This window comes from Tardiphaga sp. 172_B4_N1_3, from assembly GCF_052076035.1.
Lineage (GTDB): Bacteria > Pseudomonadota > Alphaproteobacteria > Rhizobiales > Xanthobacteraceae > Tardiphaga > Tardiphaga robiniae.
The window spans coordinates 3,791,813-3,812,419 of the sequence record NZ_CP197238.1 but is presented as its reverse complement, the minus strand read 5'-3'; the positions used below and the strand labels follow the sequence as shown (position 1 = coordinate 3,812,419).

Sequence of the window (20,607 nt, the reverse complement as noted above, 5' to 3'; positions counted from 1 at the left end):
GGTCAGTACGATGCAGCAAGTTTCAAACAGGCTTCGAAGCTCGTCAGATCCTGCCAGAGATCATCGGGTGCTTCACGGGGGACGATCATGGACGCGCCATAGAGATCGAGCGCGTGGATCATCATCAGATTGTCGGCGAGGCCGAAATTTTCGACGGTGAGCCCGTTCGCATCGACCAGATGGCCATCCTGCTCGGTGATCTCCGTCATACGGCGGACGCGGTCGAGATAGAGCGCAGGGTCGTTGCAATAGCCGAAGCAGAGCTTGCCGTGCCCGGCCATATAGCCAAGCTCGAACACGGTGCCGGCATCGGCGCTGGGGCCGCGAAACGGCGTGAGATTGGCGATGATAATGTCGCAGTGGTTCATCATCGCTTCGTTGCCATGAAATATCTGGCGTGAGGCGTCGCCGGCATTGATGTCGATGGCGTTATCGAGCGGGAAGAACCCGTGTGCGCCGTAGCGCTTGCAGAGCGCAACCTTCTGCCGGCCGATCTCGGCGGCATTGGGCAGGAACACGTCGGGGCCTGCGAGATAGATATTCATGAAGTCCCCGTCTCATGGTGAGCCGCGCCGACATTGACGAGCCAATTCAGACGAGAACGAGGCAATCCGGCGGTTCCTGCCGAATTGCCTCGTCGTATTCTCTTCGCAATTGCAAACGCGATGTCGCGTTCAACGACAGATCAAGCGAGCTTGACGGTCTCGGCCTTGAAATCCTTGCCGAGGGTCTCGAACACCTTCTTGACGATCCCCTTGGAGTCCAGACCCGCCTGGGCATACATCGCTGCCGGCGTGTCGTGATCCTGGAACATGTCGGGCAGCACCAGCGAACGCATGCGCAGACCGCCGTCGAGCATGCCGTTGTCGGCGAGCAGCTGCATCACATGCGAGCCGAATCCACCAATCGAACCTTCCTCGACGGTCAGAAGGATCTCGTGATCGCGGGCCAGCTTGAGGATCATGTCAGTGTCGAGCGGCTTCATGAAGCGCGCGTCGGCAATAGTGGTCGACAGGCCATGAGCGGCGAGTTCGTCGGCGGCCTTCTCACATTCGGCAAGGCGCGTGCCGAACGACAGAAGCGCAACCTTGCTGCCTTCGCGGACGATGCGGCCCTTGCCGATTTCCAGGGGGATGCCGACTTCCGGCATCTCGACGCCGCGGCCTTCGCCGCGGGGATAGCGCAGGGCGCTCGGTGAATCGTTGATGGCGACCTGGGTCGCGACCATGTGCACCAGTTCGGCCTCATCGGAGGCGGCCATGATGACCATGTTCGGCAGACAGCCGAGATAGGCATTGTCGAATGAGCCCGCATGGGTCGCACCATCCGCACCGACCAGTCCGGCACGATCGATGGCGAAACGCACGGGCAGATTCTGGATCGCCACGTCGTGGACGATCTGGTCGTAGCCGCGTTGCAGGAAGGTCGAGTAGATCGCGCAGAACGGCTTGTAGCCTTCGGTCGCAAGACCGGCGGCAAAAGTCACTGCATGCTGCTCCGCGATGCCGACGTCGAAGGTGCGGTTCGGGAACGCCTTGTTGAAGATATCAACGCCTGTACCCGACGGCATGGCCGCGGTGATGGCGACGATCTTGTCGTCCTTCTCGGCCTCCTTGACGAGGCTCTGGCCGAACACGTTCTGATAGGCCGGGGCGTTGGGCTTGGACTTCGACTGGGTGCCGGTGGCGACGTCGAACTTCACGACGGCATGATATTTGTCTGCCGCAGCTTCGGCCGGACCGTAGCCCTTGCCCTTCTGGGTCACGACGTGAAGCAGGATCGGGCCGGTCTCCATGTCGCGGACGTTCTGCAGCACGGGCAGCAGGTGATCGAGGTTGTGGCCGTCGATCGGGCCGACATAATAAAAGCCGAGCTCTTCAAACAGCGTGCCGCCGTTGACCATGAAGCCGCGCGAATATTCTTCGACGCGCTCGGCACGGTCGGCGATCAGTTTCGGCAGATGTTTGCCGAGCTGTTTGGCGGCATCGCGCAGCGAGCGGTAGGTCTTGCCCGAATACATGCGCGACAGATAGGCCGACATGGCGCCCACTGGCGGCGCGATCGACATGTCGTTGTCGTTGAGGATGACGATGAGGCGGGAATTCATCGCGCCTGCGTTGTTCATGGCTTCATAAGCCATGCCTGCCGACATCGAACCGTCACCGATCACGGCGATAACGTTGTTCTTGCCGCCGGAGAGGTCGCGGGCGACCGCCATGCCGAGGCCAGCCGAAATCGAGGTCGAGGAATGCGCGGCGCCGAACGGATCGTATTCGCTCTCGCTGCGCTTGGTGAAGCCCGACAGGCCACCGGCGGTGCGGAGCGTACGGATGCGGTCGCGGCGACCGGTGAGGATTTTGTGCGGATAGGCCTGATGGCCGACGTCCCAGATGATGCGGTCGCGCGGCGTATCGAAGACGTAGTGGAGGGCGGTGGTCAGTTCGACAACGCCGAGGCCGGCGCCGAAGTGGCCGCCGGTGACGGACACCGCATCGATGGTTTCCTGACGAAGCTCGTCGGCAACCTGACGAACCCGCTCGACCTTCAGCTTCCGGAGATCTTCCGGAGTCTTGATGGTATCGAGCAACGGTGTCTTACTAAAATCGGTCACGGCACTATTCCAATTTTACATGTCCGGGACTGCGTCTGGCTTCGGGGCCGTCGCGTTTCCGCGCGCCCACTGGACAACCGCAGCCTCCAGAACCGGGAAGCCTGTTTCGAGGCCTTATAATGGGCTTCGATTTTTCAGTGTGATATCTAACATGCTTGGCGGCGACTTCATCTGATCATTTTTGCCAGATGAATGAAGCGCTTATCTACGTTAACGGCCGGCGTTTCAGCCTGCTCGTCAGCGCATAGTCCTAGTCCCTTTACACCAAAGCGATGGCCAAAGCCAACCGCCGTGCCTGCGGGGGTGGCAGCACAAAGGCGCTATGGACATTCGCGCGGTGTGCCTAGCCGATGCGCCGGGCGACCGGTTCCGTCTCATGGGAACCCGTGTGGTTAGGGCTCTTCGCGCCCAAATCGAGCTTTTTCCATGCGTTTTCGCGGGTAGTGGCGGTGCCATCCACCAACGCCAAAGTTGTGGCCGGCTGACTGACACGCCCCCTGAGAGGCACAGGCCCGCAAACGATCATGAAGAAATCGTAGGCATGCGGCCGCTCATTGGCCATGACGAACTGGAAGTGCACCCGGAAGAATTTCCAGCGGAACCGGTTGTAATGTTCCGGGCGGATGATTTCGCGGAACCGGACGGGGACGATGGTGGGATTCCGCCGGGCCGGGCCAGCGTCGATCCCGTGACCGGCGATGGGATCGAACGGAAAGAAGTTCATCACGTCCTTGCGGGATTGGCAGTCAATCCAGTCGATGGATGGCTCCACGGCCAGCAGCCGCAAATTGTCGCGAAAGCCTTGCGCGACTCTATGGAAGCCGACGATCGGCATATTGCCGCCGAGCGTCAGCAGCACGACACGAGGGCCGTGGCTGCCAAGTTCCGGATCGAGTTTCAGCGCGCGGGCGAGGATTTCGGAGCCAAGGAACGAGCCGGAGCTGTGACCGACCAGCACGATTTCCTGCGCTTTGGTAGACTTGGCGACCTGGACCAGATGCTGCGCGAAGCGGTCGATCCGGGCGTCCCAGTCCGGCCGGTTGCCGTGGGAGAACTGCCAGGTGAAGATCGTATCGGCCATCAGATAGAGCAGATAGGTGTGCTTTTCGGTGTATTTCAGCAGCGAGCCGAGGACGGCCACGAACACCGCCACAGCGCCGCAGCCCACCAGAAATCCGTGTATTCCAAGTGCCTGCAGCCCTAGCGCGAACAGCCAGGCGATGCCCGCCGACCAGATCGCTCCGTTGAGCAGCAGGACGTGGGGCCAGCTGATGAAGGTGGCGAAGCGCCAATGCGCCTTCCAGAACCGGCCCATCGTGCCGGAGAAGACGAGGCCCCAATAGATGGCGATGGCGTGGATCAGCGTGCGCCAGATCGGCACGGCCAGATCGCGCTGGATCATGTCTTCCCAGCGCAGGAAGTCGTAATCGGTCGTGGTCTGCCAGCCGTCGCCGGAGGTTTCGATGCGCCAGGAGGCGGATTCATGCGCGAATTCGCCGTCCGTATGACCTTTCGGCCGGCTGACCGAGGTGGTCAGACCATAGAGCCGGCCGAACTTGCGCAGTTCGGTCCGAAACATGCGGTAATACTGCGAGAGTCCCCGCGGATCGTATCCCTGCACATAGATGACATGACGGTGCTGGACGCGCACGCTGGTTCCCCGGACTGACGGCGGACTATAAACAGGCCGCGCCATGCGCCAAGCGCTAATTCGGCCGCGGGGTGGTGCGAGGTCTCAGCCCGCGCGATTTCCTACTGGACGTCCAGCGGTTCGGTGCCGATCGCTTTGCCGTTCGAATCCGTGGTGATCTTGTCCACGCGGGCTTCGGCCTGACGGAGCAACTCGTCGCAGCGCCGTTTCAGCGCCTCGCCGCGCTCATAGATGGCGACCGACTCTTCCAGCGGCACCTTGCCGTCTTCGAGGCGCTTCACGATCGATTCCAGTTCTTCGATCGCGGTCTCAAAGGTCAGTTTCTTGACGTCAGCGTGAGTGTTCTCGGCCATTCGGTTTCCCGTGCGCGCGTTTTGGAAGGACGGAGTCAAAGACATGTTTGAGGGCGTATTGTGGCGGGTAGGTTTTGCGACCTGCGCCCCTTTCAGCGCGATGCCCCCATCAGCGCAGAAACATGGGCCGCAGCCGATTCTTTCAAGCCCTGAAGATCATAACCACCCTCGAGTACCGAGACAATGCGGCCACCGGCGGTGCTGTCGGCGAGATCCATCAGCTTGCGCGTCACCCAGCCGAAATCCTCGGCGTCGAGATTGAGCGACGCGAGCGGATCGCGGCGATGCGCATCGAAGCCGGCGGAGATGATCAGCAGTTCCGGTGCGAATTTCTGCAATTGCGGCAGGATGAGATTGTCGAAAGCAGAGCGGAATTTTGCACTGCCGTCGCCGTCATGCAGCGGTGCATTGACGACCGTGTCGTGCTCGCCGCGCTCCTGGGATGCACCGGTACCGGGAAACAGCGGCATCTGATGTGTCGAGCAATACATCACGGTGGGGTCGGCCCAGAAAATGTCCTGCGTGCCATTGCCATGGTGGACGTCGAAATCCACGACGGCCGCGCGGGTAATGCCGTAGGTGCGCTGCGCATACCGCGCTGCAATCGCGGCCTGATCGAAGAAGCAGAAGCCCATCGGTTTGTTGTGCTCGGCATGATGGCCGGGCGGGCGGGTCGCGACGAAGGCATTGCTGTGCTCGCCTTTCATTACCGCGTCGGTCGCCGCGATTGCGCCGCCGACGCCGCGCATCACCGCTTCCCAGGTGCCGGGGGACATCGACGTGTCGCCGTCGAGATAGACGAGGCCGCTGCTCGGCGCGACATGGCGCAGCTCATCGATGTAATGATTGTCATGACAGAGGCTGACGACGTCGAGATTGCCCTCCGGCGCTTCGCCCCGTACCAGCGCGTTGAAGCGGTCTTCGCTGAGTGCCTGCGCCACCGCGCGCATACGGTCGGGGCGTTCAGGATGGCCGGGCGGGGTGAGGTGATCGAGCGAGGCCGGATGGCTCAGAAGAAGTGTCGTCATGCAAATGGTCCGCAAGCGCAGGGTGTGCTGGTATGATGAGACGATAACCTAGCCGGTCAGGTCAGGTTCCGATAGGGGGGCATCGCTGGTGCGGTCGTCCCCTAACAGAGCTACCGATCAGAATTATGGATCGCTTTCTTCACATTCGATTCATGTCGTTTCATCGACACCGCCTGACGCCGCGGAATTGAAACGCGCGTTAAGTCGCGGCTGCTATCGGTGGAGGCCGCGGCATTCTGCGGAGAAGGTGCGCATATTCCATCGTCGGACTCCGCAGTTGCGCTCGCGTCTGGGGTGGGTTCGTACGCGATGAGTGAATCGAAATATCCAAGGCGCGTACCCCATCTCTTGCGTTCGGTGTGGCCGTTCGTTGCCATCGTCTTGCTGCAGGCATTTCTCGCCGGCACCAGCATCCACATCCTGTCGTCGGTCCGCGCCTATGTCACCGGCGAAAGCCGATGGTCGAAGGGGCAGATGGAGGCGGTGCATGCACTCAGCCTCTATGCCGAGACCGGCGACGACAGATATTATCGCCGTTATCAGGCGAGCATCGCCGTGCCGCTCGGGGATCTCATCGCGCGCCGCGCGCTCGAACAGCCGGTGCCGGATCTGCGGGCTGCCTATGACGGATTCCTGCAAGGCGGCAACGATGCCGCAGACATCCCCGGCATGATCTCGCTGTTTCGCAATTTCAGCAAGGTCGTCTATCTCGCCCGAGCCATCGAGACCTGGCACGCCACCGATCCCGTGATCCAGAATTTGGTGGATACGGCCGACGCCATTCACGCCAGCGTCATCGATGGCAAGGTGGGATCGATGCGCCTCGCAGCCCTGAAGGCGCAAATCGACCAGATCAATGAACAGACCTCGCCGCTGGCAGTGGAGTTCTCCCGACGCCTCGGCATCGGCTCCCGCGCCATTCAAGGCATTCTGCTGGTCGCCAATGTGTTCACTGCGGCGCTGTTGATCCTGCTCGGCATCTGGCGGACACGTAATCTGCTGATCCAGCGTCAGCGCTTCGAGACGGCGCTGAAGATCGAGAAGGAGCGTGAGCAGAAATACATCTCACGTCTCGCGTTCCAGGCCTCGCATGATGCACTGACGGGGCTGGCGAATCGCCGCGAATTCGAGCGTCGGGTCCAATACGCATTGCCGCGGATCGACGCCGATGCGCGGCCGCATGCACTGATGTTTCTCGATCTCGATCAATTCAAGATCGTCAACGACACCTGCGGCCATGCTGCCGGCGATCATCTGCTGCGGCAGGTCTCTGGCATACTGAAAAAACATCTGCGCCCGGACAATCTGTTGGCCCGCCTTGGCGGCGATGAATTCGCCGTGCTGCTGGAACGCTGCGAGCCGGATCGTGCGGCGGCGACCGCCGAGCGATTGCGGCGGACGGTCGAAGAGCTGAACTTCGTCTGGAACGGACGTTCGTTCAACGTCACCGTCAGTATCGGCCTCGTCTGTATCGCGCAGCCCGAGGTGACGCTGGAAGAGGCGCTACGCGCGGCCGATGCAGCTTGTTACATGGCCAAGGAGAAAGGCCGCAATCGCGTTACACTGCATCAGCCCAGCGATTCCGAATTGCTGCAGCGGTTCGGCGAAATGAACTGGGTACAGCGCATTCACGATGCGCTGGAACAGGATCGCTTCTGTCTCTATGCCCAGAAGATCATTCCGCTCAGCGAGCGCGAGGATGGCACTCTGCATGTCGAACTGTTGTTGCGGCTGCGCGACGAGGCGGGGCAACTGGTTGCGCCCGGCCATTTCATTCCCGCGGCAGAACGTTATGGTTTGATGACGCTGATCGATCGCTGGGTGGTCAGGAATGCGTTCATCATTCTCGCCGCGCGATTGGTCGAAGGTGCGACGCCGGTCTCGACCTGCGCCATCAACCTGTCCGGCGCGACATTCAAGGATGAAAGCTTTCTGGACTATGTCCGCGAGCAGTTCCGCATCTATCGGATACCGCCGACCATCATCTGCTTCGAGATCACCGAGACAAGCGCCATCGCCAATCTCGCCGACGCCAATAAATTCATCCAGGCGCTGCAGCAGATCGGTTGCCGCTTCTCGCTGGACGATTTTGGCAGCGGCATGTCGTCCTTCGCCTATCTCAAGCACCTGCCCGTGGACTATCTCAAGATCGATGGCTCCTTCGTCAAGGACATGCTCACCGATCCGATCGACCGTGCCATGGTCGAGATGATCAGCCATATCGGCAAGATCATGGGTAAGCGGACGGTGGCGGAATTTGTCGAGAGCGCCGAGATCATCACGGCGCTCACGGAGATCGGCGTCGACTTTGCGCAGGGCTATGCGGTGGGCAGGCCGGAGCCGTTCGATGTCCATAGCGAGATCGACCGGAGGAACGTGGCGTAGAAGGTGAAGGCCGTTCAATTTCATGATCGTCATGGCCGGATGGCGCGAAGCGAGCTTCGCAATAATCCCAGGCTTCTCCCCACGTCATGGCCGGGCTTGACCCGGCCATCCATCTCTCTTGTGCGACGGTGTGCGGGCCAAGCTGGATCCCCGGGTCAAGCCCGGGGATGACACCTGTGGGTGCGGCGGCTCCATCGCGCCGTTGCAGATTCAACTGTCAAACAGCCACTGCGCTTCAGACATGCGTCATCGCCCCCATTGTTTGCGGCGCGGGGGCGCCGTCGTCTCTTGCATTCCCGCCCCCTTGTGAGAGGGCGTGCGGAACGCCGGGTGCCCGTTGCACCCTTGGGCCTGATGCGAATGCGGTCTTCCGCATGGGGTAATGCATCAGGACTTTCGGAGGCGCCGAGCGATTGCCCGACGTTCCGCCTGCGGTGTTTTTTCGGTTGCTTGCACTTTGCCTCGACGAACGCTCCGATCGCGAATTAAAGTCCCAAGGCGATGGGAAGGGAGCCTCAAGCGAATAGGCCGGACACGTTTTGACTTGGTCGTCCGTCACACTGTCCAGGGAGTCTGTCCATCCGAAGGCCGGCCGTCTCCTTGCCAGTGGCAGTGCTGGCGCAGATCCGTCCTGCCCGAAGACAGACGTTACCCCATGAACCGCGTGACGCCGCATCTCCGGCGTCCACCGCATCCTGCCCCGCGAACGTGACGATCGCGATCGCCCCTCTCGGTGGGGCAGGACGAAGGGGAATATAAACCTGATGGAGATGGTGTCAACAGAGCATAGGAAAAAATGTTTAGCGCTGTCTACCGCCCCTCGCTCGTCATTCCGGAGCGCGGGCGCGCCTTCGCGCACGGGAACCCGGAATCTCAGCCTGTTTTGAGCTGAACATTTCGGGATTCCGGGTTCGCACTACAGCGGCTCCGCCGCTTTCGTGCGCCCTCAGGCAAACCAATTGGTTTGCCGGGGAATGACGAGTGTGGATCGAGATTCCGGGCCTCGGAATGACAGCTTCGGGCAGACAGACGTTCCGCTAATCCACTCGCGCAATCCGCCCCAGCGGCATCGGCGACACCGGGCTGTTGGCCTTCATGTAGGCATTCAGCGCATCGACATCATAAACGCCGACCAGCGGCTCCTTGCCCTCTTTCAGCACCGTGAAGCCATCGCCGCCGACGGCCAGAAAGCCGTTCACGGTGACGCGATAATTTGCTGCGGGATCGATCACCTTGCCATCCAGCATCATACGCTCGGGTGGAACGCGCTGGCCCGCTGCCGCCGTATTATCCCAGGCATAGCTGAAGCCTTTCGAGACCTGCAGGATGCGCGGCCGGCTCGGCGTGTTCCATTGCTGCTCGAGCATCGCCTTGATCTGCGCGCCTGTGAGCGTCAGCGTCACCAGTTGATTACGGAACGGCTGTGCCGCGAAGACGTCGCCATAGGTCACGCTGCCGTCGGCCGATTTGGTGATGTCGGCGCGGATGCCGCCGGGATTGGTAAAGGCGATCACGGCAGCGCCGAGATTGCCGGCCGATGTCGCGGCGAGATGTGCGTCAGCGATGATATCGCCAAGCGGGCTTTCGCCGGTCGTCATGTCGGGCATGCGCGACAGCGTTGCGGTGATCGATCCCGCAGGACGGCTGGCGATCGGCGCGGCAACCTTGTCATAGGCGGCGAGCAAGGCGGTCTGCGCGGGATCGGCGGGATAGGTCGCCGTGCGCACGATGACATTGTCGGCCTTGGCGCTGATGACATCGCGCGTCGTACGGTCGAGCTTGAGGTCGATGGTGGTGACCAGCGTGCCGTATTTGTCGCCCGAGGTGACGAGCCGTCCGTCGATCTGGCAGGTATAGGCGCGGTGCGTGTGGCCGCTGACCACGACGTCGACCGCCTTGTCGAACTTCTTCACGATATCGACGATTGGTCCGGAAATACCCGGGCATTCATTGTAGTCGCCGGTGGGGAAGCCGCCTTCATGGATCAGCACCACGATGGCCTCGACACCCTTGGCCTTCAGTTCGGGCACCAGCGCATTGACGGTGTCCGCTTCATCCCTGAATTCGAGACCGGCAATGCCGGGCGGCGCCACGAGGCCGGGCGTACCTTTCAGCGTCAGGCCGATGAAGGCGACGGGAATGCCGTCGAATGTCTTGATCTGATAGGCCGGCAGCAGCGGCCGGCCGGTCTTCGTATCGATGGTCGAGGCGGCGAGATAGTTGAACGTCGCGCCGGCAAACGGATGCGGGCCTTGGCAGCCATCGACGGGATGGCAGCCACCGTTCTGCATGCGCAGCAGCTCCTCGCGGCCTTCGTCGAATTCGTGATTACCGACCGAGGCGATCTCAAGGCCCATCATCGATAGTGCCTCGATGGTCGGTTCATCATGAAACAGCGCGGAGAGAAACGGGCTGGCGCCGATCAGGTCGCCGGCAGCCACGAATACGCTGTTCGGCTTGCCGGCGCGGAGTTGCTTCACCAGCGTCGCCATATGCTCGGCACCGCCCGCGGGGATCGTGATCTTCTTCGTCCTGTCGGCGGGATCGTCGATGGCGATGCCGCCGGGGGCAGGGCGCAGATTTCCGTGGAAGTCGTTGATGGCAAGGACGGTGACGTCGACGGGGGATGCGGGGGTCTGGGCGTAAGCACCCGTAAAGCTCAGCGACCATGCCGCGAGCACCGCAAGTACGATGGTCTTAACCTCTCCCCGTGTCCATGCGAAGCGCAGCTTCGCTAGGCGGGGAGAGGTCGACCGGCGAAGCGCAGCGAAGCCGGTCGGGTGAGGGGCAGGGCACGATGTCAGCAAAGCGGAGGGTCTCTCAGGTCGGATATTCGCAGCTTTGGTTGCGATGAGTGGTCATTCATGCCGCTATCATTTGACGTGACAGCGACACGATAGCTCACAATTGCGTTGACGATTGTGCCATGCCCCTCACCCGACGTTCATGCGCTGTGCGCCTGAACGTCGACCTCTCCCCGTAAAACACGGGGAGAGGTTAAGAAAGCGCAGAATCATCACCCCTTCTTGCGCGCGAAGAACGCCTTGAACGCCGCGCTCGCTTCCTGCGACTTCATGCGCTCGCCGAACAGATGGCTCTCCTGATCGATGCGCCGCGTGAGATCCTCGGGCGGGAGCTTCAGCAGCCGGCGCGAGATTGCCACGGCTTCCACCGGCAGTGCGCAGATTTCGCGGGCGACCTTGCGCGCTTCGACTTCGGTGTGACCGGGCGGCACGATTTCGTTGATGAAACCGGCGGCCTGGCCATCTTCCGCCGTCATCGTGCGGCCCATCACCAGCGCGGCGAAGGCCCGCTGATGACCCATGGTACGCGGGAACAGCAGGCTGGAGGCGGCTTCCGGCACCAGGCCGAGATGAATGAACGGCGTTGAGAAGGTTGCGGTGGTCGAGGCCAGCACATAGTCGCAGTGGAACAGCATGGTCGTGCCGATGCCGATGGCAATGCCATCCACCGCGGCGATGATCGGCTTGGTGTTCTGCGCCAGCGAATACAGAAACTTCACGGCGTTCGACGCGCGTGGGGACTCGGCCTTTTCGGCGCTGTCCTTCAGAAAATCCTGCAGGTCGTTGCCCGCGGTGAAGGCGCCGGAGCCGCCGGTGATGATCATGCAGCGGATATCGGGATTGTTCTGCGCGGTGTCGATCGCGTCCGACATGGCGTGATACATGTCCTGCGTCAGCGCGTTCTTCTTTTCCGGCCGGCGCAGCGTGATCACGCGCGTGGCCTCGTCGTCGGTCACGATCAGATGTTCGGTCATGTCAATTCCCTGGCATAGCCCATAGCGCCCCGCAAAAAGCGCGGCTGCCGCGTTTCCTCTGCCGGATATTACATCAATCCGCTGCGGCCGATATGGTGGGCGATGGTTTATGCCAGCAAAACAGCATCGGCCGACATCACGGATTCACTGGAGTCCATCACGGTGCGTTCAAGCGAACCAGCCTGCACCGCAACATTCTCGGCGAAGAACCGCGCCAGTGTGACATAACGCGTCGCGTCGCTGCCGCCGTCGATGTCGCGCGCTGCAAGCGCCTCATTGGCCAGCATGCAGCCGCCGAGCGCGGAGCCGAACAGCCGCAGATAGGGCGTGGCGCCGGACAGTGCGTCGTTCGGCGCCGAGGCCAGCTTCTCCAGCAGCCACTTGCTCGAACGCTCCAGCGAGCCGAGCGCGTCGCGGAGTTTTGCGCCGGTGGTGCCGAAGGCGGGATCGTTGGAGGCCTCGACGCGCGACACGATGCCGCCGAGTTCGTCCAGCAGTGCCCATACGGATTCGCCGCCCGATGCCGCGAGTTTGCGCGTGACGAGATCGATCGACTGGATACCGTTGGTGCCTTCATAGATCGCGGTGATGCGCGCATCGCGGTAGTGCTGCGCAGCGCCGGTCTCTTCGATGAAGCCCATACCGCCATGGATCTGCACGCCGAGTGACGTCACTTCATTGCCGATATCCGTGGAGAAGGCCTTGGCGATCGGTGTCAGCAATGCGCCGCGCGCGGCCGCTTCGGTGCGCACCTTGGCGTCGGGCGAACGCGCGGCGATGTCGAGCGCCACGGCGGTGGCGTAGCAGATGGTGCGCGCAGCGGCGGTGAGCGAGCGCATCTGCATCAGCATGCGCTTGACGTCGGGATGCACGATGATCGGGTCCATGCCGGCGGTCTTGCTGCCGATGCCGCGGCCTTGTTTACGCTCCTGCGCGAAGGCCAGTGCCTGCTGATAGGCGCGGTCGGCAATGCCGACGCCTTCAAGCCCGACGCCGAGCCGGGCCTGGTTCATCATCGTGAACATGCAGAGCATGCCGCGATTTTCCTCGCCGATGAGGTAGCCAACCGCGCCGCCCTTGTCGCCCATGGTCATGGTGCAGGTGGGGGAGGCGTGCATGCCGAGCTTGTGCTCGACGCCGGAGGCATGGATGTCGTTGCGTTCACCGAGCGAGCCATCGGCATTGACGAGAAATTTCGGGATCAGGAATAGCGAGATGCCCTTGGTACCGGCGGGGGCATCGGGCAATCGCGCAAGCACGAAATGCACGATGTTGTCGGTCATGTCGTGATCGCCATAGGTGATGAAGATCTTGGTGCCGGAGATGCGATAGCTGCCATCGGCCTGACGCTCGGCACGCGAGCGCAGCGCGCCGACATCGGAGCCGGCCTGCGGCTCGGTGAGCTGCATGGTGCCGGTCCATTCGCCGGTGACCAGCTTTTCCAGATAGATCTTTTTCAGCTCGTCGCTGCCATGGGCGTCGAGCGCCTCGATGGCCGACAGTGTCAGCAGCGGGCAAAGGCCGAAGGCGATGTTCGACGCGCTCCAGATTTCGGTGCAGGCGGCATTGATCGCCAGCGGCAGGCCCTGGCCGCCGAAAGCTTCGGGGCCAGAGACGCCGTTCCAGCCGGCGGCAGTCCAGCGCGCATAGGCATCGGGCCAGCCGGGGGCGGTGGTGACTTTATTATCCGCGAGCTTGATACCGTTCTTGTCGCCCACGGTATTGAGCGGCGCCAGAACGTCACTGGCAAAGCGGCCGGCCTCTTCGAGCACGGCAGCGGTCATATCGGCGTCGAAATCGCCGTAATGGCCGGCTTTCAGGGCCGCCTGCAGGCCGGCGCCGTGATTCAGGGCCAGCAGCATGTCGTTGATCGGTGCTCGGTAGGTCATGGCATCTCGCTCCCAGAAATTCTTTGGGTACACTTTTTCAGCTTTCCGCCGTCTTCCCACGAAACGGGCGGCTCCTCAACACGCCAAAGGGCGCATCCGGGGCCCGCTGTGGCTAGGGCGGGAAGATTCGACCCTTCGCAGGGGGAGGCGAGATCCGCCAACTTCTGCTGCAATATCAATGGCTATTCTGAAGCTGACTTGTGCGATACGAGGCATTCATGTTGACGCGGATCAAAAGCTGGGCACGACACATCAAGACGGACACGCATGCCGTCTATCTCGCCGCGCGCGATCCGCGGGTGCCGTGGTTTGCGAAAGTTCTCGCGATCGCTGTCGCCGCCTATGCGCTGTCGCCGATCGATCTCATTCCGGACTTCGTGCCGGTCCTCGGCTATCTCGACGACCTGATCATCGTGCCGCTGGGCATCTGGCTCGTGGTGGCGCTGGTCCCGGGCGAGGTGATGGCGGAGTACCGGATCAAGGCGCGCGAGGCTGCGGAACGCCCGACCAGCAGATCGGGCATGATCGCCATCATCGTATTGTGGCTCGCCAGCGCACTCCTGCTCGGGTGGCTCGGCTATCGCTACTGGACGCAGACCTGATCGTCCGCGCCCCTCAGAACCTGACCTTCACACCGGCATAGAAGGCGCGGGGCCGCGCCGGGCTAACCGAACGTGCGTCCGTGAACTGGGCGCCGCCATTGGCAAAATTCGGCACCGAGTCGGTCTCGAAGAAAGTCCCGTATGTCGAATAACGTCGGTCGAGGAGGTTGTCGACGCGGGCGAAGACCTGCACGGATTTATCGATCTGGTACGACGCGTGGGCATTGAACACGGTATAGGCTTCAAGTTTCGGTGCCTGGTTGGAGTCGTCGCCGACGAAATACTGGCTGCTGACGAACAGCGCATCAGCCCCGACCTTGAAAGCGTCAGTCAGCGCATAGTCGAACCCGGCCTTGACGCGGTGACGCGGGATCGCCGGAATCTGGTTGCCGGGCAGGATCTGGACGTTGCCGTCGTCATCCTTGAACGGGCTGTTCGATCCGATCGCGAGCGGATCAAGGAAGCGCGCATCGACGAAGGCATAGCTCGCATAGAGCTGCAGGGTCGGCGCACGCAATGTGACTTCCGCCTCGATGCCCTGCCGGCGCGTCGAGCCGACATTCTGGAAATAGCCATAGCCCTGCAGCACCGGGCTCGGGATTGCGAGAATGTCATCGGTGTTGGTGGCGCGGAAGGCGCCGAGCTTCCAGCCCAGCGTGCCCGCATTCAGCTCCTTCGTGCCACGCAGGCCAGCTTCTATCGTATGCGAAACCACCTGCTTGAGCGGCGGATCGGAGATCAGGAAGGCACCGACGATGCAGGGATTGGCAGGGTCGGCGCAGCCGAGTTCCAGCGGGGTCGGCGCGCGGTTGGCTTCCGAATAGCCGGCATAGGCCGTCAGCTCAGGCGTGATCTTGTAGGTACCGCCGATGATCGGATTGAAACGGTTGAAAGTGTGGTCACCGTTGAGCGCGGTGCCGATCTGATCCTCAAGCACGATCTGCGCCGTGTTGAAGCGGCCGCCGCCGGTGATCGAAAAGGCATTGGTCACATCGAACGTGTCGAGCGCGTAAATGCCGCCATAGCGGTTGGTGGTCCGCAGCGACACCGGGCCGATCGCGATCGGGTCGCCGGACTGACCGAGGGAAATCCCGCTGCCGGTGACGATGTAATCCGGGCCGATGGTGCCGAGTTCGGCGCTGGCCGTGAAGTGACTGGCGCTGGACGAATAGCTGGCGCCGACGACAAAGCGGTTGTTATGGCCGAACAACTGATCGGTATTGGTCGCCTGCAGGGAGCCGCCCACCGTGGTCGAGCGCGTCGAGGTCCGATCATTCTCGCCAAGAACGGCGCCGGGCGCGAAGGGATTGGCAATTTGCGCGCCGTTCAGGCCGTTGGCCGGCGTGTCGTCATCGCCGAAACACAAGAGGGTCGGATCTTCACAGGGCTGGGTGCCGGTTGGATTGCCATCCTGGGTCTTGTTCCGGAAGAATCTCAGATGCGCCGACGCCTCCACCGTCCAGGTCGGCGTCGCCTCGACCTTTCCAGTGAAATTGAGATAGCCGACGCGGTTGTTCGAGGTCTGCGGCGTTGTATAGGTGGCGCCATAATTCTGCTGCAGCAGCTCGACCGGAACGGTCGCCGAGGCGCCAAACTTGTTGTTGGCGACGCCCATATTGAGGTGAAGCTCGCTGCTGTCGCTGCGATAGCCGACATCGCCATAAAAGCGTCGGACGTCCGATGTCGCGAAGTTGCGAAAGCCCTTGTCATGCAGGCCTTCGAGCGCGCCATAGACGGCGAATCCTTCGACCTGCTTGCCCCATTGCGCCGAGCCCTGGATGCGGCCGAACGAGCCGCCCATCGTGCTCAGCTCGGCTCCCTGATAGTTGAAGCCGTCCTTCATCTGGATGTTGACCGCGCCGCCCAGCGCGTTGAGGCCGAACGCGGGATTGTTGGTGACCACGGTGACCGATCGGATTGCCGCGGTCGGGATCAGGTCCCAATTGACGGTGTCGCCGAAGGCCTCGTTGATACGCACGCCATTCTGATAGACCGCGAGCCCCTGCGGCGTACCGGCCACCGGCGACGCCACGAAACCGCGAAATTGCAGGTCGGGCTGGAAGGGATTGCCCGCGACTTCGTTGATCAGAATGCCGGGCACTTGCTGCTGCAGCGCATCCGTGACGTTCAGGGAATTGGCACGTTCGATCGCGCGGGCATCGACATAATTGATACTCGCCGTGACCTTGTCGACGTCGATGCCGGAACGCGACGTCGGTGTGGTCGGATAGACGTAGACCGTACGCGGCCGCTCGGCGACCCGCTGGGTGGTCTGACGCCGGGGGCCGCGTTTGCTGGCGGTGGCGGGGGCGGACACCACCACCGGAGGCAGCACCTGCGGCTCTCCAGGTGGACTTTGCGCAAAAGCCGTTTCGGAAACCGGTAGAAAACCCGTCGACAGCGAAGCCACGACCAGCACTCTTACGCGCATCTGTTTCACCCCATTCCGCGTCGGCGCTCTGATGGCACCGTTCGGTAGCGTGATACTAGCGAGTGTGAGAGGCTGCGCTATCTGCAAATGTCGAAATCCGTCTCAGTTATTTTCCCGATAAAGTCGGGACAAATTCCCGATCGCGCTTAACAGGCGGATTTGGCAGCGGCTCCGTCACGGGAATGATAGCCTCGACAGTCACACCGTCCACATCAGATCTAACCGCGAGCGTCCCGCCCAGGGCCCAGACCCGCTCTCTCATGCCAATGAGGCCAAAGCCGCCATTGTGATCGGGGTCGAGGCCGAGGCCATTGTCGCGCACGCGGACCAATACATTGTCACGCTCAGGCTGCGCCGCCGCTCCCGTCACCGGCTCGATGACCACGCTCACGGCAGAGGCTTGCGCGTGGCGGAACACATTGGTGAGTGCCTCCTGAACGACGCGATAGGCGGTCAGCTCGGCGACCTCACCAAGGGGAGCAAGCGTCGGCGATATCCGGCTCTCGATAACGACCTCCGGATGGGATTCGCGCCAGAGACGCAGCAAGACCGCGATAGCACCGGACAGACCGAGATCCGTCAGCCCGACCGGGCGCAACCGCTCGAGAATGCGGCGATTGAACTGCTGCAGGACATCGACCTGCGCCAGAATGGCAGTGCCGTGCCTCGACAAGGCGCCTGTGCCCGATGGATCGTGATCGACGAGACGCATCACTGCGCCTGCATGGGCGCGCAGGGCGAACAGATACGGCCCGAACTCATCATGCAATTCGCGCGCAATATCCTTGCGCTCGATATCCTGCAGCGAGACGGCCCGTTGGGCCAGACGCCGCCGGTCCTCCAGCACATCGCCCAATGTGGCAGCGAGATGATTGAGCCGGATGCAGAGTGCGGCGAGTTCCGGTGCGCCCGCGGGGGCGACGCGTGCCTGATAGTTTCCCGCTTCGATATCGACCATAGCCTGCGACAATGCAACGAGCGGCGCGAGCGCCCGCCGAACGACGAGACTCGTGACGACGAACAGCACCATTGCAACGATCAGACTGACTGCGAGCTGGGTGACGATGCCGTCCCATATCTCCCGCATCTCGTCATCGGGATGGGACGTGATCAGCAGCGTCTGCTGTTTGTCGCCAACCATCACCGACACTGACTCCGATATCCGCGCGGGATGGATCAATGACACGAACCACGATGGTGGAGAACCTGCGCCGTCGCTCCGGTCATGCCCGTCACTCTTTGGGGACGGCATGTTCCCATCGCTTTGCCTGACGATGCTGACATGTCGCAATCGATTGAGATCGGCGACAATTTTATCGAGCCGCGCATTCGGATCCGGCGCTTCGTTCAGGCTGGTTCCGATACTTTCGATGACTTCACGTGTCAGCCGGATCACGCTCTGGTCCTCGGCCTGGACGCGTGGGCCAGCTTCCAGTGCGAGCCGCACGACATTGGCGACCAGGCCAAGAGCGAGCACGAGCGCCACCAGAAGATTGATCCGCGCGCGCAGCGAAAGATTCTGCCACATGACCATGCTTTCACTCGCATCTCGCCTGCATGCCGCGACTATGAACTTGACAGCGAAATTCGACGGCGATCATATCGGATCGAGGCGACCTTCGATTGTCAATCATGTCACTCCAAAGGCGCGCGGCTGATGCAGCGCAGCAATCGAGGAGCAGGCCGAGACTTGCTGACAGAGTTTCTTGGTTTCTTGCCGACAGAGTTTACGGGGTTAACCCATGCGCGTTCTGATCGTCGATGATCACCCCATCGTCACATCGGGTTGCCGCGCGGTGTTCGCGGACGATCCGGAGATCGAACTGCTGGAAGCGTCCGATGCCGCCAGTGGTGAGCAGGTTTTCCTGACCGGAGACCCCGATATCTGCATCATCGACATCAATCTGCCGACAGTGTCCGGATATGAACTGGCGCGGCGCATTCTGCTGCGCGACGACACGATGCGCATCATCATGTTCAGCATGAATGATGACCCGATCTTCGCTGCCCGCGCGATCGAGAGTGGCGCCAAGGGTTATGTCTCCAAGACCGGCGACCCACACGACCTCCTGGAGGCCGTCTATGAGGTTGCGCGCGGCGGCGTGTATCTCCCGCCGGCGATGGCGCGAAGCCTTGCTTTTGCTGGGCCTGCGCTGACGCAAAGCCCGCTGTCGAAGCTGAATTCGCGCGAGATGGAGATCCTGCGACTGCTCGGTGCCGGCAAGAGCCTTGCCGAGATTGCATGGATGGTTCACGCCTCCTACAAGACGGTGGCCAATACATCGTCACTCATGCGGCAAAAGCTCGGCGTCCGCAGCTCAGTCGAACTGGTGCGTTTCGCCATCGAGCGTGGCATCGCCTGACCGGGCGTCCCTGACCAGACATCACTTGTTTCGGCGATGTCGCATCGCTGCCGCACCCAACCTGTAAAGTCATGACCATGCAGACAGTTTCGCTCAATCGATCATATGGCGGCACACAGGGTGTCTACAAACACGCCAGTCGCGTGACCGGAACTGACATGACATTTTCGGTCTATGTGCCGCCGCATCAGGATGGCGTCAGGCTGCCTGTGGTCTGGTATCTCTCGGGCCTCACCTGCACCCACGCCAATGTCACCGAAAAGGGCGACTTTCGTGCCGCATGTGCCGAATTGGGGCTGATCTTCATTGCGCCGGACACCAGCCCGCGCGGTGCCGATGTTCCCGGTGACGCCGACAATGCCTATGACTTCGGGCTGGGCGCCGGCTTTTACGTCGATGCCACCCAAGAACCGTATGCGCGCAACTATCGCATGTGGAGCTATGTGACCGAGGAGCTACCACAGCTCGTGGCCGACCAATTCCCCATAGATAGCAGTCTTCAGTCGATTCTCGGCCATTCCATGGGCGGACATGGCGCGCTGACCATTGCGCTGCGTCATCCTGATCGCTACCGGGCGGCCAGCGCTTTCGCTCCGATCGTGGCGCCGTCGCAGGTGCCGTGGGGGATCAAGGCGCTGGGCGGCTATCTCGGTGACGACAAAGCGGTGTGGCGAAAGCACGATGCGGTTGCCCTGATCGAGGACGGCGCGCGATTCCCCGAATTGCTGGTCGATCAGGGCGACGCCGACAATTTTCTGACCGAACAATTGCGGCCTGAACTGCTGCAGAGCGCCTGCGACAAGGCAGGCATTGCGCTGACGCTGCGCCATCAGCCCGGCTACGATCACAGCTACTATTTCATCTCGACCTTCATGGCCGATCATCTGCGCTGGCACGCCGCGCGGCTCAAGGGGTGAGCAGCGGCTTGCGTTACTGCGGCTGCGGGGCACCGTAATTAGGTGCGAGCAGGCGGTTGCGAACCAGATAGCTCGTCGCCCGCGACCAGCTTTCGTCGGTGTTGCCGCGCAGGTCAGCGCTCATTGTGGCGACCAGCCGCCCGGTGTGAACATTTCGCAGGGTGATGTTCATATTGAGGATCAGGTTCGAGACTTTCTGTACGAGCCCCGTAATGACGAGGTCGGCGCCGATCTGCTGCGCGAGTTGTACGTCACAGCCGCCGCATGCCTGCAAGTTCCGGCCTTGCGCCGCAACATTGAGGGATGACATGTCCAGCAGCTCGAAACGGCCGGACTGCTTCATCTCCTCGCGAAGCTGGTCGGCAGCATGGAGCAATCTTGCCTGCTCGTCGCTGCGGCGTCCCTTCACCTCGCCTTCGAGGCTCGTATCCAGCCATTCGAAATTGAACACGGCCACTTTAGGCGCTGCGGCGTGAGCCGTCGCTGTCATCATCAGTAACAGCACGGTGATCGATAGGGCTCTCATCGCGGACCTCGCATCATTAAAATGCAACGCGTCGGCAGAATCCGAGGTTGCAAGCTACGATAATTGGTTCATG

Annotated in this window: 15 protein-coding genes; 4 read left to right on the top strand and 11 right to left on the bottom strand. The window is 61.8% G+C overall.

Annotated elements, in window-relative coordinates:
• Positions 1 to 2: 2 nt before the first annotated feature.
• The 5 genes from AB7783_RS18095 to AB7783_RS18075 all read right to left on the bottom strand — a co-directional run bounded on the left by AB7783_RS18095 (position 3) and on the right by AB7783_RS18075 (position 5,643).
• Entirely contained in the window at positions 3 to 545 is a 543-nt protein-coding gene (locus AB7783_RS18095) for a nucleoside 2-deoxyribosyltransferase (protein ID WP_120287045.1), read from the bottom strand.
• 140 nt (positions 546 to 685) lie between these two features.
• Complete coding sequence (gene dxs / locus AB7783_RS18090) at positions 686 to 2,611, bottom strand: 1-deoxy-D-xylulose-5-phosphate synthase (RefSeq protein ID WP_441278386.1); 1,926 nt, start codon at positions 2,609 to 2,611, stop codon at positions 686 to 688.
• Positions 2,612 to 2,954: 343 nt separating this feature from the next.
• Complete coding sequence (locus AB7783_RS18085; RefSeq protein ID WP_441278385.1) at positions 2,955 to 4,262, bottom strand: hypothetical protein; 1,308 nt, start codon at positions 4,260 to 4,262, stop codon at positions 2,955 to 2,957.
• Positions 4,263 to 4,363: 101 nt separating this feature from the next.
• Entirely contained in the window at positions 4,364 to 4,615 is a 252-nt protein-coding gene (locus AB7783_RS18080) for an exodeoxyribonuclease VII small subunit (RefSeq protein ID WP_068734542.1), read from the bottom strand.
• Positions 4,616 to 4,707: 92 nt separating this feature from the next.
• Complete coding sequence (locus tag AB7783_RS18075) at positions 4,708 to 5,643, bottom strand: histone deacetylase family protein (RefSeq protein ID WP_089265990.1); 936 nt, start codon at positions 5,641 to 5,643, stop codon at positions 4,708 to 4,710.
• A 309-nt stretch (positions 5,644 to 5,952) separates the two neighbouring features.
• Between AB7783_RS18075 and AB7783_RS18070 the strand changes: the two genes are divergently transcribed.
• The gene (locus tag AB7783_RS18070) at positions 5,953 to 8,028 is read left to right on the top strand and encodes a putative bifunctional diguanylate cyclase/phosphodiesterase (RefSeq protein WP_441278384.1); all 2,076 of its coding nucleotides are present in this window, start codon (positions 5,953 to 5,955) and stop codon (positions 8,026 to 8,028) included.
• Between the two features lie 1,037 nt (positions 8,029 to 9,065).
• Here the strand turns inward: AB7783_RS18070 and AB7783_RS18065 are convergent.
• The 3 genes from AB7783_RS18065 to AB7783_RS18055 form a co-directional block, all read right to left on the bottom strand.
• Entirely contained in the window at positions 9,066 to 10,709 is a 1,644-nt protein-coding gene (locus AB7783_RS18065; RefSeq protein ID WP_441278383.1) for a bifunctional metallophosphatase/5'-nucleotidase, read from the bottom strand.
• Between the two features lie 335 nt (positions 10,710 to 11,044).
• A complete protein-coding gene (locus AB7783_RS18060) occupies positions 11,045 to 11,806 on the bottom strand; it encodes a crotonase/enoyl-CoA hydratase family protein (protein ID WP_089265991.1) in 762 nt (253 codons plus the stop codon).
• A 107-nt stretch (positions 11,807 to 11,913) separates the two neighbouring features.
• Positions 11,914 to 13,695, bottom strand: coding sequence for an acyl-CoA dehydrogenase (locus AB7783_RS18055; protein WP_441278382.1), 1,782 nt, complete (start codon positions 13,693 to 13,695; stop codon positions 11,914 to 11,916).
• Positions 13,696 to 13,913: 218 nt separating this feature from the next.
• Between AB7783_RS18055 and AB7783_RS18050 the strand changes: the two genes are divergently transcribed.
• Positions 13,914 to 14,297 carry a YkvA family protein gene (locus tag AB7783_RS18050; RefSeq protein WP_441278381.1) on the top strand — a complete coding sequence of 128 codons (384 nt, stop codon included), beginning with the start codon at positions 13,914 to 13,916 and terminating at the stop codon, positions 14,295 to 14,297.
• 13 nt (positions 14,298 to 14,310) lie between these two features.
• Here AB7783_RS18050 and AB7783_RS18045 read toward each other — a convergent pair whose 3' ends face one another.
• Entirely contained in the window at positions 14,311 to 16,728 is a 2,418-nt protein-coding gene (locus AB7783_RS18045; protein WP_441278380.1) for a TonB-dependent receptor, read from the bottom strand.
• Between the two features lie 106 nt (positions 16,729 to 16,834).
• The gene (locus tag AB7783_RS18040) at positions 16,835 to 18,256 is read right to left on the bottom strand and encodes a histidine kinase (RefSeq protein WP_441278379.1); all 1,422 of its coding nucleotides are present in this window, start codon (positions 18,254 to 18,256) and stop codon (positions 16,835 to 16,837) included.
• A 214-nt stretch (positions 18,257 to 18,470) separates the two neighbouring features.
• Here AB7783_RS18040 and AB7783_RS18035 point away from each other — a divergent pair, with 214 nt between their 5' ends.
• Together AB7783_RS18035 and fghA are read left to right on the top strand one after the other, a co-directional pair.
• On the top strand, positions 18,471 to 19,091 hold the full coding sequence (locus AB7783_RS18035; RefSeq protein ID WP_068734560.1) for a response regulator transcription factor: 621 nt from the start codon (positions 18,471 to 18,473) through the stop codon (positions 19,089 to 19,091).
• A 71-nt stretch (positions 19,092 to 19,162) separates the two neighbouring features.
• Positions 19,163 to 20,008, top strand: a complete 846-nt coding sequence (gene fghA / locus AB7783_RS18030) for an S-formylglutathione hydrolase (protein WP_441278378.1) — start codon at positions 19,163 to 19,165, stop codon at positions 20,006 to 20,008.
• Between the two features lie 13 nt (positions 20,009 to 20,021).
• Here the strand turns inward: fghA and AB7783_RS18025 are convergent, their stop codons facing one another.
• On the bottom strand, positions 20,022 to 20,501 hold the full coding sequence (locus AB7783_RS18025) for a DUF3280 domain-containing protein (protein WP_089266262.1): 480 nt from the start codon (positions 20,499 to 20,501) through the stop codon (positions 20,022 to 20,024).
• Positions 20,502 to 20,607 lie beyond the last annotated feature (106 nt).